Source organism: Bacillus sp. FSL R5-0431, from assembly GCF_038002985.1.
Classification (GTDB): Bacteria; Bacillota; Bacilli; order Bacillales; family Bacillaceae; genus Bacillus.
The window spans coordinates 870,787-884,313 of the sequence record NZ_JBBOOG010000001.1; the positions used below are offsets into that span (position 1 = coordinate 870,787).

General features: G+C 43.8%; 11 protein-coding genes, 16 tRNA genes, 2 rRNA genes and 1 pseudogene. 24 read left to right on the forward strand and 6 right to left on the reverse strand.

The annotated features are described in order from the left end of the window. Positions 1-40: 40 nt before the first annotated feature. The 21 genes from MKZ03_RS04165 (at position 41) to MKZ03_RS04260 (ending at position 5,936) form a co-directional block, all read left to right on the forward strand. A 23S ribosomal RNA gene (locus MKZ03_RS04165) occupies positions 41-2,971 on the forward strand. 109 nt (positions 2,972-3,080) lie between these two features. Next, a 5S ribosomal RNA gene (gene rrf, locus MKZ03_RS04170) occupies positions 3,081-3,196 on the forward strand. A gap of 9 nt (positions 3,197-3,205) precedes the next feature. Next, a tRNA-Asn gene (locus tag MKZ03_RS04175) sits at positions 3,206-3,280 on the forward strand. 4 nt (positions 3,281-3,284) lie between these two features. Continuing rightward, positions 3,285-3,375, forward strand: a tRNA-Ser gene (locus tag MKZ03_RS04180). A gap of 17 nt (positions 3,376-3,392) precedes the next feature. After that, positions 3,393-3,467, forward strand: a tRNA-Glu gene (locus MKZ03_RS04185). 31 nt (positions 3,468-3,498) lie between these two features. Beyond that, positions 3,499-3,574 (forward strand) — tRNA-Val (locus tag MKZ03_RS04190). A gap of 15 nt (positions 3,575-3,589) precedes the next feature. Further along, positions 3,590-3,666, forward strand: a tRNA-Met gene (locus tag MKZ03_RS04195). 48 nt (positions 3,667-3,714) lie between these two features. Then, a tRNA-Asp gene (locus MKZ03_RS04200) sits at positions 3,715-3,791 on the forward strand. 18 nt (positions 3,792-3,809) lie between these two features. Beyond that, positions 3,810-3,885 (forward strand) — tRNA-Phe (locus MKZ03_RS04205). Between the two features lie 6 nt (positions 3,886-3,891). Next, positions 3,892-3,964: transfer RNA gene (locus tag MKZ03_RS04210), tRNA-Thr, on the forward strand. A gap of 15 nt (positions 3,965-3,979) precedes the next feature. Further along, a tRNA-Tyr gene (locus MKZ03_RS04215) sits at positions 3,980-4,064 on the forward strand. A gap of 13 nt (positions 4,065-4,077) precedes the next feature. Then, positions 4,078-4,151: transfer RNA gene (locus MKZ03_RS04220), tRNA-Trp, on the forward strand. Between the two features lie 30 nt (positions 4,152-4,181). Continuing rightward, a tRNA-His gene (locus tag MKZ03_RS04225) sits at positions 4,182-4,257 on the forward strand. Between the two features lie 9 nt (positions 4,258-4,266). Then, positions 4,267-4,338, forward strand: a tRNA-Gln gene (locus tag MKZ03_RS04230). A gap of 7 nt (positions 4,339-4,345) precedes the next feature. Then, positions 4,346-4,420: transfer RNA gene (locus MKZ03_RS04235), tRNA-Gly, on the forward strand. 5 nt (positions 4,421-4,425) lie between these two features. Beyond that, positions 4,426-4,496: transfer RNA gene (locus tag MKZ03_RS04240), tRNA-Cys, on the forward strand. Positions 4,497-4,510: 14 nt separating this feature from the next. Beyond that, positions 4,511-4,599, forward strand: a tRNA-Leu gene (locus MKZ03_RS04245). 38 nt (positions 4,600-4,637) lie between these two features. After that, positions 4,638-4,719, forward strand: a tRNA-Leu gene (locus MKZ03_RS04250). 205 nt (positions 4,720-4,924) lie between these two features. Beyond that, the gene (locus tag MKZ03_RS18970) at positions 4,925-5,038 is read left to right on the forward strand and encodes a DUF7832 domain-containing protein (RefSeq protein WP_442323806.1); all 114 of its coding nucleotides are present in this window, start codon (positions 4,925-4,927) and stop codon (positions 5,036-5,038) included. Next, positions 4,992-5,114: a hypothetical protein gene (locus tag MKZ03_RS04255; protein ID WP_307499340.1), complete on the forward strand. Its 123-nt coding sequence runs from the start codon at positions 4,992-4,994 to the stop codon at positions 5,112-5,114. The genes MKZ03_RS18970 and MKZ03_RS04255 overlap by 47 nt, the downstream gene beginning before the upstream one ends. Positions 5,115-5,231: 117 nt before the next feature. Then, positions 5,232-5,936 (forward strand): hypothetical protein, encoded by a 705-nt coding sequence (locus MKZ03_RS04260; protein WP_307499341.1) that lies wholly within the window; start codon positions 5,232-5,234, stop codon positions 5,934-5,936. Between the two features lie 34 nt (positions 5,937-5,970). On the opposite strand, the gene MKZ03_RS04265 is transcribed toward MKZ03_RS04260, so the two are convergent. The 5 genes and pseudogenes from MKZ03_RS04265 to MKZ03_RS18975 form a co-directional block, all read right to left on the reverse strand. Next, positions 5,971-6,516, reverse strand: coding sequence for a histidine phosphatase family protein (locus MKZ03_RS04265; protein ID WP_307499342.1), 546 nt, complete (start codon positions 6,514-6,516; stop codon positions 5,971-5,973). 68 nt (positions 6,517-6,584) lie between these two features. Beyond that, positions 6,585-6,776, reverse strand: a complete 192-nt coding sequence (locus tag MKZ03_RS04270) for a hypothetical protein (RefSeq protein WP_106041368.1) — start codon at positions 6,774-6,776, stop codon at positions 6,585-6,587. 128 nt (positions 6,777-6,904) lie between these two features. Further along, positions 6,905-7,174: a hypothetical protein gene (locus MKZ03_RS04275; protein ID WP_307499343.1), complete on the reverse strand. Its 270-nt coding sequence runs from the start codon at positions 7,172-7,174 to the stop codon at positions 6,905-6,907. A 66-nt stretch (positions 7,175-7,240) separates the two neighbouring features. Next, on the reverse strand, positions 7,241-7,414 hold the full coding sequence (locus MKZ03_RS04280; protein ID WP_341032606.1) for a hypothetical protein: 174 nt from the start codon (positions 7,412-7,414) through the stop codon (positions 7,241-7,243). 28 nt (positions 7,415-7,442) lie between these two features. Further along, positions 7,443-7,874: pseudogene (locus MKZ03_RS18975) on the reverse strand (DUF7021 domain-containing protein). 495 nt (positions 7,875-8,369) lie between these two features. Between MKZ03_RS18975 and MKZ03_RS04295 the strand changes: the two are divergent. Both MKZ03_RS04295 and lepB read left to right on the forward strand, forming a co-directional pair. Next, positions 8,370-10,310, forward strand: a complete 1,941-nt coding sequence (locus MKZ03_RS04295) for an LTA synthase family protein (RefSeq protein ID WP_106041376.1) — start codon at positions 8,370-8,372, stop codon at positions 10,308-10,310. A gap of 155 nt (positions 10,311-10,465) precedes the next feature. Next, positions 10,466-11,032 carry a signal peptidase I gene (gene lepB / locus MKZ03_RS04300; RefSeq protein ID WP_106036589.1) on the forward strand — a complete coding sequence of 189 codons (567 nt, stop codon included), beginning with the start codon at positions 10,466-10,468 and terminating at the stop codon, positions 11,030-11,032. Between the two features lie 42 nt (positions 11,033-11,074). Here the strand turns inward: lepB and MKZ03_RS04305 are convergent, their stop codons facing one another. Beyond that, on the reverse strand, positions 11,075-12,370 hold the full coding sequence (locus MKZ03_RS04305; RefSeq protein ID WP_341031056.1) for a homocysteine synthase: 1,296 nt from the start codon (positions 12,368-12,370) through the stop codon (positions 11,075-11,077). An 858-nt stretch (positions 12,371-13,228) separates the two neighbouring features. Here MKZ03_RS04305 and MKZ03_RS04310 point away from each other — a divergent pair. Further along, positions 13,229-13,441, forward strand: coding sequence for a hypothetical protein (locus MKZ03_RS04310; protein WP_003211695.1), 213 nt, complete (start codon positions 13,229-13,231; stop codon positions 13,439-13,441). The last annotated feature ends 86 nt before the right edge of the window (positions 13,442-13,527 follow it).

A 13,527-nucleotide genomic window follows, 5' to 3' on the forward strand; every position in this document is an offset into this window, starting at 1 on the left:
AAGTTCATCACACATAGTGATTCTTTCTAAAGTAAGAAATGGTTAAGTTAGAAAGGGCGCACGGTGGATGCCTTGGCACTAGGAGCCGATGAAGGACGGGACGAACACCGATATGCTTCGGGGAGCTGTAAGCAAGCTTTGATCCGGAGATTTCCGAATGGGGAAACCCACTGCTCGTAATGGAGTAGTATCCATACTTGAATACATAGAGTATGAGAAGGCATACCCGGGGAACTGAAACATCTAAGTACCCGGAGGAAGAGAAAGCAAATGCGATTCCCTGAGTAGCGGCGAGCGAAACGGGAACAGCCCAAACCAAGAGGCTTGCCTCTTGGGGTTGTAGGACACTCTATACGGAGTTACAAAGGAACGATATAAGCGAAGAGGTCTGGAAAGGCCCGCCAAAGAAGGTAACAGCCCTGTAACTGAAATGTTGTTCTCTCCAGAGTGGATCCTGAGTACGGCGGAACACGTGAAATTCCGTCGGAATCCGGGAGGACCATCTCCCAAGGCTAAATACTCCCTAGTGACCGATAGTGAACCAGTACCGTGAGGGAAAGGTGAAAAGCACCCCGGAAGGGGAGTGAAATAGATCCTGAAACCGTGTGCCTACAAGTAGTCAGAGCCCGTTAATGGGTGATGGCGTGCCTTTTGTAGAATGAACCGGCGAGTTACGATCCCGTGCAAGGTTAAGCAGAAGATGCGGAGCCGCAGCGAAAGCGAGTCTGAATAGGGCGCATGAGTACGTGGTCGTAGACCCGAAACCAGGTGATCTACCCATGTCCAGGGTGAAGTTCAGGTAACACTGAATGGAGGCCCGAACCCACGCACGTTGAAAAGTGCGGGGATGAGGTGTGGGTAGGGGTGAAATGCCAATCGAACCTGGAGATAGCTGGTTCTCTCCGAAATAGCTTTAGGGCTAGCCTCAAGGTAAGAGTCTCGGAGGTAGAGCACTGATTGGACTAGGGGCCCCTACCGGGTTACCGAATTCAGTCAAACTCCGAATGCCGATGACTTATCCTTGGGAGTCAGACTGCGAGTGATAAGATCCGTAGTCGAAAGGGAAACAGCCCAGACCGCCAGCTAAGGTCCCAAAGTATACGTTAAGTGGAAAAGGATGTGGAGTTGCTTAGACAACCAGGATGTTGGCTTAGAAGCAGCCACCATTTAAAGAGTGCGTAATAGCTCACTGGTCGAGTGACTCTGCGCCGAAAATGTACCGGGGCTAAACGTATCACCGAAGCTGCGGACTGTTCTTACGAACAGTGGTAGGAGAGCGTTCTAAGTGCTGTGAAGTCAGACCGGAAGGACTGGTGGAGCGCTTAGAAGTGAGAATGCCGGTATGAGTAGCGAAAGACGGGTGAGAATCCCGTCCACCGAATGCCTAAGGTTTCCTGAGGAAGGCTCGTCCGCTCAGGGTTAGTCGGGACCTAAGCCGAGGCCGAAAGGCGTAGGCGATGGACAACAGGTTGATATTCCTGTACCACCTCCTCACCATTTGAGCAATGGGGGGACGCAGGAGGATAGGGTAAGCGCGGTATTGGATATCCGCGTCCAAGCAGTTAGGCTGGGAAATAGGCAAATCCGTTTCCCGTAAAGGCTGAGCTGTGATGGCGAGCGAAATTTAGTAGCGAAGTTCCTGATTCCACACTGCCAAGAAAAGCCTCTAGCGAGGTGAGAGGTGCCCGTACCGCAAACCGACACAGGTAGGCGAGGAGAGAATCCTAAGGTGATCGAGAGAACTCTCGTTAAGGAACTCGGCAAAATGACCCCGTAACTTCGGGAGAAGGGGTGCTTCTTAGGGTGTTAAAGCCCCGAGAAGCCGCAGTGAATAGGCCCAGGCGACTGTTTAGCAAAAACACAGGTCTCTGCGAAGCCGTAAGGCGAAGTATAGGGGCTGACGCCTGCCCGGTGCTGGAAGGTTAAGAGGAGCGCTTAGCGTAAGCGAAGGTGCGAATTGAAGCCCCAGTAAACGGCGGCCGTAACTATAACGGTCCTAAGGTAGCGAAATTCCTTGTCGGGTAAGTTCCGACCCGCACGAAAGGCGCAACGATCTGGGCACTGTCTCAACGAGAGACTCGGTGAAATTATAGTACCTGTGAAGATGCAGGTTACCCGCGACAGGACGGAAAGACCCCGTGGAGCTTTACTGCAGCCTGATATTGAATGTTGGTACAGCTTGTACAGGATAGGTAGGAGCCTTGGAAACCGGAGCGCTAGCTTCGGTGGAGGCATCGGTGGGATACTACCCTGGCTGTATTGACCTTCTAACCCGCTGCCCTTATCGGGCAGGGAGACAGTGTCAGGTGGGCAGTTTGACTGGGGCGGTCGCCTCCTAAAATGTAACGGAGGCGCCCAAAGGTTCCCTCAGAATGGTTGGAAATCATTCGCAGAGTGTAAAGGCACAAGGGAGCTTGACTGCGAGACCTACAAGTCGAGCAGGGACGAAAGTCGGGCTTAGTGATCCGGTGGTTCCGCATGGAAGGGCCATCGCTCAACGGATAAAAGCTACCCCGGGGATAACAGGCTTATCTCCCCCAAGAGTCCACATCGACGGGGAGGTTTGGCACCTCGATGTCGGCTCATCGCATCCTGGGGCTGTAGTCGGTCCCAAGGGTTGGGCTGTTCGCCCATTAAAGCGGTACGCGAGCTGGGTTCAGAACGTCGTGAGACAGTTCGGTCCCTATCCGTCGCGGGCGCAGGAAATTTGAGAGGAGCTGTCCTTAGTACGAGAGGACCGGGATGGACGCACCGCTGGTGTACCAGTTGTTCTGCCAAGGGCATCGCTGGGTAGCTATGTGCGGACGGGATAAGTGCTGAAAGCATCTAAGCATGAAGCCCCCCTCAAGATGAGATTTCCCATTCCGCAAGGAAGTAAGATCCCTGAAAGATGATCAGGTTGATAGGTCTGAGGTGGAAGCGTGGTGACACGTGGAGCTGACAGATACTAATAGATCGAGGACTTAACCTATATTCTAATGTGAAGTTTGAACATTGTTATCTAGTTTTGAGAGAACATTTTTAAAATATCTCTTGATTTATTTTCAATACATAGTATAATATCTTTTGTCACTAAATTGTCTGGTGATGATGGCGAAGAGGTCACACCCGTTCCCATACCGAACACGGAAGTTAAGCTCTTCAGCGCCGATGGTAGTTGGGGGTCTCCCCCTGTGAGAGTAGGACATCGCCAGGCTTTCTTCATTCCGCAGTAGCTCAGTGGTAGAGCTATCGGCTGTTAACCGATCGGTCGTAGGTTCGAATCCTACCTGCGGAGCCAATTTGGAGAGCTGTCCGAGTGGCCGAAGGAGCACGATTGGAAATCGTGTAGGCGGTAACCCCGTCTCAAGGGTTCGAATCCCTTGCTCTCCGCCACAATTTACATAATAAAGGGCCCGTTGGTCAAGCGGTTAAGACACCGCCCTTTCACGGCGGTAACACGGGTTCGAATCCCGTACGGGTCACCATTTTATAGAATATACACCAGTATTTTTATTCGGAGGATTAGCTCAGCTGGGAGAGCATCTGCCTTACAAGCAGAGGGTCGGCGGTTCGAGCCCGTCATCCTCCACCATATCTTTTATATCGTCGCGGGGTGGAGCAGTTCGGTAGCTCGTCGGGCTCATAACCCGAAGGTCGCAGGTTCAAATCCTGCCCCCGCAACCAAATTATTTTATATACCAATGGGGAGTGCTCATTGAGTGCAACCAAAATGGTCCGGTAGTTCAGTTGGTTAGAATGCCTGCCTGTCACGCAGGAGGTCGCGGGTTCGAGTCCCGTCCGGACCGCCATTTTTAAAAAGAATACTTGGCTCGGTAGCTCAGTTGGTAGAGCAACGGACTGAAAATCCGTGTGTCGGCGGTTCGATTCCGTCCCGAGCCACCACTATTTGCCGGTGTAGCTCAATTGGTAGAGCAACTGACTTGTAATCAGTAGGTTGGGGGTTCAAGTCCTCTTGCCGGCACTGTTTTTCAAATGTGGAGGGGTAGCGAAGTGGCTAAACGCGGCGGACTGTAAATCCGCTCCCTCCGGGTTCGGCGGTTCGAATCCGCCCCCCTCCACCATTTTTGTTTTCATAGGGGCATAGTTTAAAGGTAGAACAGAGGTCTCCAAAACCTCCGGTGTGGGTTCGATTCCTACTGCCCCTGCCAATTTTCTTAATATGATTCATAACATCTATGGCGGTTGTGGCGAAGTGGTTAACGCACCAGATTGTGGCTCTGGCACTCGTGGGTTCGATTCCCATCAATCGCCCCATTTTATTATTGGGCTATAGCCAAGCGGTAAGGCAACGGACTTTGACTCCGTCATGCGTTGGTTCGAATCCAGCTAGCCCAGTTAATTTGCGGAAGTAGTTCAGTGGTAGAACACCACCTTGCCAAGGTGGGGGTCGCGGGTTCGAATCCCGTCTTCCGCTCCAATAATGGCGGCATAGCCAAGTGGTAAGGCAGAGGTCTGCAAAACCTTTATCCCCGGTTCAAATCCGGGTGTCGCCTTTTTTGAAAAGACTGCCGGGGTGGTGGAATTGGCAGACACACAGGACTTAAAATCCTGCGGTAGGTGACTACCGTGCCGGTTCAAGTCCGGCCCTCGGCACCATTGTTTTTTTATAATAAGTTGCGCTCTTTAATGATCATGCCGGTGTGGCGGAATTGGCAGACGCGCACGACTCAAAATCGTGTTCCTCACGGAGTGCCGGTTCGACCCCGGCCACCGGTATCTATTAAAAGTTTTATGATCGGTATTTTACCGTCAGCCTAACGTTTCACCACAATGGTGAAACGTTTTTTTGTGGTTAAAACGAGTTATTTAGATGAAAATATAAACTTATTAGAAAATTTTTCAACAGCAGTTAGGCGTTATACCACTCTTATCAAGCAGATCGTGTAGCTGCCTCCCTCGAAATAAGAAGGACCAATAGAATATGCTAAATGCTGAAGGAAATGAATTCGCCCAGGATTATTTCGATTTTGAACATGGCTTGTGTTTAGATGACTACGAGGAGACATTCTCAGCAGCTGAAAGCGTATCATGTTGAAGATCGTTGGGAGAACTACGATAAAATCAAAGAAGTGATTCAAAAGCGTTATATAGATGTGGTGAATCAACGTTAAGGAATCTAGTTTTGTTTCAATAAATAAGAGCTTCTCATCTTTGTACTGTTTCATGTGGACGTTACAATTGGCTATAGGAGATAAATAGAATGAATTTAGAGGGGCGGAGTTGTTATCTTGCATACGAAGACGATATTACAGACCATCATTGAAGACGAGGAATCACGAGATTATCCGCTTTTTAGACAGTACTGTGAGAGAAAAGAGCAGGGGCTGCGTAAAGATGCGCTTAAAGTTCTTCAGTCCTTTATTGCGGAGATGAAGGAAAACGAGGTTGAAGCAAAGCGTGTATTTGTTGCTTGGCTGTTTGAGTGGATTGAACGGTTTGAGGATGGTCATCATTTGCTTGTGTTTCCATTGGTAAATGAGGTGATTCAGCCTGTTTTGCAAGAGTGGGAGAATGTTGATCCAATGGATGTGAGACCGTATCGCTGGCAAGGCTTGTTTGTGCATCAGGGAGAAGGGCTGCCTTACTTATTGAAGGCACTAGAGCTTGGAGGCAGCAAGGAGCAGCGTGTGATAGTTCAAATTTGTGAAACCTATCTATCGGCCTTATGGTATTCGTTTCATCATATACATGAAGATCTTTATTTAAGCACCTATGAGAAAGATCAAGAGCGAATTCAGGGCATTGAAGATGTCATGATACTGATTGAAGATAAGAGGATTCGTACCAATGTTGAAAAACATTCGGTCTACTATAACCAGCTTTTATCGGATTGGAAGGAATTTCAGCAGACGGAGACAAGAGGCTTTATGAAATGGTGTGCGGAGCGTAAGAAGCCCTATGAGTGGGTAGAGGCATTTTATTATCATCAATAGATGAGGAAACGGCAGAATTCATTCTGCCGTTTTTTTACTTATGCCATATTCGCTCTATTTCTACATGATCTGGTCTAAAATATTGCAGAACATAGACATCTGGATTGCTTAGCTGATCCCACTCCTTGAATCCAATCGTGGGATCGGCGTGTTTTAGAAGCAGGCTCATAATATTGCCATGTGTGGCGAATAAGGTATGATCTTTTCCTAATTTTATTTGTTCATAGAGTGCCTCTACAATACGATTCATCGCTTCTTGGCTCGATTCTCCGCCTTCACAGGTCATATGTAAGTCCGAAAAACTGAGCTTTAGTTTCTCATACCAATCGTCCATTGGTTTACTGCTTAACACACGTTCAGAAAGACGCTGATCAATTTGTACCTCGAGCTGTTTCACATGAGCAAGGGGCTCAGTGGTTTGGATCGCTCGTTTATAAGGACTTGAGATGATCTGATTGAGGTGGATACCGGAAAAGAACTGTGCTAGTGCGTGAGATTGTGCGATGCCTTGTGGCGTTAAAGACGCATCCTCGGATTGTCCATTTGCTTGGCAATGTCTGACGATATAATATGTTTTCATGGGCCACACCTTTCATTGAGTATAAAAAAATCATCCAGGATTGGATGAGGATTCATGAAGGTCTAGGTTCATTTGTTCGAATCTGTTTCTTTATAGGGATCTGTTAGCTTCGAGGTTAGGTCTAAGTTGAACAAAAAATCGTCTACGGTGTCTGTGCCAAAGGGAAGTGTGGAGAAGTTGATTGGGATGCTGTCTTCTTGCTTTTCTGAAGTGACCTGCTGTTTAGGCTGCTTTTTTCTCCAGTACTTAAACAAGCGCATGTAAAGCCCCCTTTTCTATGAAAAAGATGGATTTATACATAATATACGGGGAGAGTTGTCCAGGCGTCAAATGTTTTCTTAGAGAACGATGAAAAGAGCCACAGGAAAGTGCGGCTCTTTTTGTACATTTACATAGCACGACGTAATGCTTTCAGCACTTTACGTTCGCATTTTAAGTTGTATCGCTTGTGATGGAGTTTATCCGTGTTACATCTACCAATGACTTGTCTGACATCTGGATGATAAATGATGAGATTCCTGAAAGCTGGATCATTTAATAACGTGTGAAACCAGCTGAATTTTTTGAGATGGGCTGCGTTTCTAGAGATATCTTCTTCATCTACCTGTAGAAAAGGGATATACACAGCAAGTGAAAAGATTTCGAAAATGAATCCCATGTTGGTTTCCTCCTTCCATATTTTTTCCTACGCTTAGAAGGAGGCAAGGTTTCATTCAATAAACCTTTAAAAACAATCCCAGTGCATAAACCATTCTTTTGTGTCTTTGTCGTAATAGAAATACATCGTGCCGTTATCATCAATCATGAACCGAGGTTTTTCTTCTGAGGCGATTTGCAGCATGAATTCGCCTGGTTGATGATGGGGTGGGGATTGAATATATGCGCCATATCCACCGATTTTTGTGAACGAATAATTTGTGTATTGATTAAAGAAGTGGTCCGTCGCTTCCTCTCACTAATTCAAAGGTGCCCAGCATGTCATCATGGTAAAAGACAGGTTTTTGAGCTTCTTCTAGTATCTCTTGAAGCTCTTGATCCTGTGTATCTGTATCGATGAGTGATACAAGAATGAACTCACCTTCACCTTTTCGGACCTGAAGTGTCACGATTGATTCTTTATGTAATTGTGCCTGCTTTTCCCGCAAGCCCTCTTCATCTGTTAACCAGCAGGAGCCTTATGTTTTCGGTTGTGATGAGGTCTTTTTCCTTCCATGCAATCAGTGGAATAGAAGTGTCCAAAGAGATTCCTGTCCGGTTTTTCCTGCGCCTACTCCTGAAGGTCCTGTGACAGCAATGATGTGATCTATTTCTTCTGAAAATCTTTCTTTAAATGCGCTTATTTGTTTGTTATTCTTCATGTGATGTCCTCCAGCCTGCTTTTTGAAAATCTATATCTTTATCACACCGCACATCAGGAGGAGAAATCAAGCTTTTTTTTTGCTTAAAACTTTTTTAGATTGACAGAGGGAGAGAAAATACATGGATTGCTGGAGGGTGAGTCACAATAAAAAACAAATGGATTATGTATTAAATTTTGTATAAATTTAGGTGAAAGAGTCGAAAGGCCTAGGTGATTCTTCCTTTTCTTTATAATTACTTTGACACGAATAGATGAAAAAAGTAAAGTAGTACTGAGTGATTTACAAACCCTTCATGGATATTTTTCCTTTTATTTACTCGTATTTTTTTTGAAACCTTTGAAGCTTCTCATACGTTATATTAAAGGAGCACATATATCCGGCGGAAACAGAGCATCGGAATGCTTGGTGAAGAAGATTTACATTTTCAAAATCAATGTAAATTTTTTATGATTTCATTTAAATCAGAACGATAACTAAGAAAGAAGAGGTTTTATGAAAAAAATATTTGCGAACAAATATAGCTTTTTTGTATTGGCTGTCCTTTTATTTTGGGCGAAATCGTACGCTGCCTACAAAATGGACTTTAATTTAGGAGTGAAAGGTTCTTTTCAAGAGGGGCTTCTCTTATTAAATCCATTTAGTTCAGCCATTGTGTTTTTGGGACTGGCTCTCTTTTTGAAGGGTCGTAAATCTGCCATTGTTTTAATTGTTATTGACTTTATTATGACCGCACTTTTATATGCGAATGTAGCGTACTACCGTTTCTTTGATGACTTTTTGACTTTCTCCACAATGAAGCAAGCAGGCAATCTTGGAGGAGGCATGACTGGCGGTGTATTATCTAGTATTAAGCCGCATGACCTTTTGTATTTCCTTGATATCATTATCTTGATTGCGATTGTGATTTGGAGACCAGAAGTGAAGAAATTCCAAATGAAAAAGACATTTGCACTGCTGATTGTGGCTGCAGGTGTAGGACTGTTTTTTGTAAACCTTCATTTAGCTGAAAAGGACCGTCCAGAATTATTAACAAGAACATTTGATCACAAGTATGTTGTCAAATACTTAGGTGTTTATAATTATACGATTTATGACGGAGTACAATCAGCACAAAATGCAACACAGGTAGCAAATGCGAGCAGTGAAGATTTAACGGATGTTGTAAACTATACGGCTTCTCACTATGCGAAGCCAAACGCAGAGTATTTTGGTAAAGCAAAAGGGAAAAACATCATTAAAATCCATTTAGAAAGCTTCCAGTCTTTCTTAATTGACTACAAACTAAATGGAGAAGAAGTGACGCCGTTTTTAAACAAACTAGCTCATGGTAAAGAGGATTTTACGTATTTCGACAACTTCTTCCATCAGACAGGTCAAGGAAAGACAGCTGATGCTGAGCTAATGATGGATAATAGTATGTTCGGCTTGCCAGAGGGAGCAGCGTTTGTGACAAAAGGTGAAAATACTTACCAATCACTCCCTGCCATCCTAGATCAAAAAGCAGGCTATACGAGCGCAGTGCTTCACGGGGACTATAAATCTTTCTGGAACCGTGACACGATTTATAAGCATATGGGATATGATCAATTCTTTGATGCTTCATATTACAACATGGATGAAGAAAATCTTGTGAATATGGGTCTGAAGGATAAACCATTCTTCAAAGAATCAATCCCGATGCTAGAATCAATGAAAAAGCCATTTTATGCACATTTAATGACACTGACTAATCACTATCCATTTAATTTAGATGAAAAAGATGCGACGATTGCTAAGGCAACAACTGGTGACAAAACAGTAGATAACTACTTCCAAACAGCAAGATATCTAGATGAGTCATTAGAGCAATTCTTTAAAGACTTGAAAAAATCAGGTATGTATAAAGACTCTGTTATTTTATTATATGGTGATCACAACGGTATTTCTGAAAACCATAACCGTGCAATGAGTGAAATTCAAGGGAAAGAAATTACACCTTATCAAAATGCACAAAACCAGCGTGTACCACTCATGATTCGTATTCCTGGCAAACAGGGCGGCGTGAACCATACGTATGGTGGTGAAGTAGACGTGATGCCTACGCTTCTTCACTTACAAGGTATTGATTCAAATGAGTATGTGAATTTTGGAACAGATCTATTCTCTAAGAAGCATGATCAAACTGTTGCATTCCGTAACGGAAACTATGTGACACCAAAATATACACTCGTAGATAACACTGTCTACGATACAAAAACAGGTAAAGTTGTGAAACAAAATAAAAAGACAGAGGCGATTAAAGCCCGTGTCGATAATCAGTTAAGCCTTTCAGATAAAGTGCTTTATAGGGATCTTCTTCGATTCCATAAGCTGTCTGACTTTAAACCAGTGAATCCATCTGATTATTTCTATGGTAAATCAAAAGAAAAAGAAGCGGATTCTTCTGCTAAGTAACTGAGTTTTGGGCAAGCACAGAAGGGTGCTTGCCTTTTTCTCTCTCACCGCTTGATTTGTTGGCAAAATATGTTTATATTTAGGGTGATACAAGCGTGATGCTGGCGTGCAGCTGGCGGAACTCATTTCGTCCTAGGGGATTTCAGGAGGAGCTTATGACAACAAATACAAAAACACAAAAAAAGAAATCAGAATTATGGGGCTGGATCAAAGCCATCTTAATCGCATTCATTGCTGTTTTTATCATTCGTAACTTTTTATTCGCCCCTTACATTGTCAAAGGGTCTTCCATGTACCCGACATTGCATGATACAGAGCGGGTTTTTGTGAATAAAACGGTTGATTACTTCGGCGATTACAAACGGGGACAGATCATTGTTCTTGATGGGGAAGACCGCAGCACTCATTATGTAAAACGATTAATTGGTTTACCCGGTGATAAAATTGAAATGAAAAATGACCAGCTGTATGTCAATGGTCAAAAAGTGGCGGAGCCTTACTTAGCGTCAAAGAAAAAGAAAGCAGCCGCAGATGGGACCTTGCTGACACCTGATTTTGGTCCTCTTACCGTTCCAAAAGGAAAGTATTTTGTCATGGGTGACAATCGTCAAAACTCAATGGACAGCCGCAATGGCTTAGGTCTTTTTACAAAAAGTGATATTCAAGGAACCACTTCATTTGTGTTTTACCCTTTCCAAGACATTCGACTTCTCAATGATTAATGACTCATAAAAAAAAGCACACAGAGGTGTGCTTTTTCTATTTCATTCAGCATGGCTTTTTGTGATCGCCTGTTCAAGATCTGCAAGGATGTCTTCAATCGCTTCTGTTCCAACAGATAAACGAATGAGTTCTGGTGTGACGCCTGTCGCTTTTTGTTCTGCTTCACTTAATTGTTGATGCGTTGTGCTGGCAGGATGAATAATCAGTGATTTGGAATCGCCCACATTTGCAAGGTGGGAGAAAAGCTTAACGGAATCAATGAGCTTTTTACCAGCTACTCGTCCACCTTTAATACCGAATGTGAGAATGGCGCCTTGTCCTTTTGGCAAATACGTTTGAGCAAGCTCATAAGATTCATGGCTTTCAAGACCTGGGTAGCTTACCCAATCTACAAGAGGGTGATCTTGTAAAAATTGCGCTGTTTTTAATGCATTTTCACTATGACGCTCGAGACGCAGATGCAAAGTTTCTAGGCCTTGCAGAAGTAAGAATGAGTTGAATGGTGATAGGGCTGCTCCTAAATCCCGTAAGAGCTGTACACGTGCTTTTGTGATATAAGCCGCTTCTCCAATCGCTTCGGTATACGTCAGGCCGTGGTAACTTGGATCTGGTTCAGTCAGCCCTTTGAACTTATCACTGTCAGCCCAAGGAAACTGGCCGCTATCGACAATGACACCGCCGATTGATGTACCATGACCGCCAATGAATTTCGTAGCGGAATGGACGACAATGTCTGCACCAAACTCGATCGGTCTTAATAAATAGGGGCTTGCGAGCGTATTGTCCACAATAAGCGGAATATGGTGCTTGTGTGCAATGGCTGAGACGGCTTCAATATGTAGAATGTCGCCTTTAGGATTCCCAATGCTTTCTGCATACACTGCCTTCGTTTTGTCTGTAATCGCTGCTTCGAGTTCTTCCAAGTTGGATGAATCAACAAATTTCACTGTAATGCCGAGCTTTTTGAGTGTATGGGCAAATAAATTGTACGTGCCTCCATAAAGGCTGCTGGAGGATACAATTTCGTCACCAGCTCCTGCAATGTTTAAAATAGAATAAGTTGTCGCTGCTTGTCCAGAAGAGACAGCAAGTGCACCAATGCCGCCCTCAAGCTCAGCGATCCGTTTTTCAAAGACGTCATTTGTAGGGTTCATAATGCGAGAATAAATATTTCCGGGTTCCTGCAGTCCAAATAAATTCGCCGCATGCTCACTATCTCTAAAACCGAAAGAGCTTGTTTGGTAAATAGGCACGGCTCTTGAATAGGTTGCTGAATCAAGCTCCTGACCTGCGTGAATGGCTTTTGTTTCTAAACGGAATGGACGTTCTTCTGACATGTGTGTATCCTCCTTTTGTTAGATAAAACCAACTACTTTGATAAGAAATATTTAATAAGACTATAAATCTTGTTTCATGCCTGGTCAATCATTTTTTAGATAAATCTGAAAAAATAATCAATAAAGTTGATGAACTTTTTTATTTCAATTGGAAGGGTGTATATGTTGGTGAAAAGAGAGATTGTTTCATTAGAGAGTGCGGATCAGTTTTTTTAGAAAGCAGCAAATCATTCAAGTGTTGTTTGAAAAGATCATGCTCGCCATCGTTTTAGATGAATTCTATAAGCGATTAATCTAATTTGAAGCACAAAGAATGCCAGCTGGTGGAATCATGGGGAAAGCCTATGCTGTAGGTTGCTTTTTCATAGAAAGGAGCGTGTCATATGTTGGATGTTACTCAAGAAGGCAAGGGCTTTTTTCCCAATGATCTCTCTTGTATATACATATTTTAAGTGACAAGAGAAGAAGGAAAATATACTCACTTTTTTGTCGGAATTATCAGTAAATATTTCATAAATGGAGTTATAACGACATATAATCAGGACTTTTATATCTGATATATCGGGGGAATTCTTTCTATCTCACAAAAAAGAAAGAATATATAAAGGAGATGATAAAAATGGCCTATTTCAAAAAAAGAAGAAAAAAGATGGTTTAATTGCCATTATCTGGGTTTTGTGGTTCTTATGGAGTGAAAAAACCTAGTTAATAAGAGAGGTGTTATACACTTAAAAGTGAATAATTGAATAAAAAGTCACATTTTACCCAAAAGTATGTTCGGTCAAAAATGGGATCTTCTGTTGATGTTTGGAGAGTGACGCCTATGATACGATCATCATAAGCTGGGAGGTGAAAAGTATGACTTATGCAGCGCCGCAAGTTGACTATTCCACTATGGAACCTGCTATTATGGACCAAGCTTGGTTCTTAGTATTTGTTGCTGTCCTTCTTGGACTGGGAGCAACAGTTGTTCTAGGAGCAGCAGTTTGGTGTTTAGCAAACGGCAAGGGTAGCTTTACAGGAGCCGTTCAGTGGGAAAGTGGCTTAAAAGTCCAAATTGAATGTAAGTAGCTATACTTAGGATTCATCTTTTTACTTCTATGAAATGACACCAGGGCTAAACCGTCTGTGGCGGGCGGTTTAGCCTGATCTGTTTT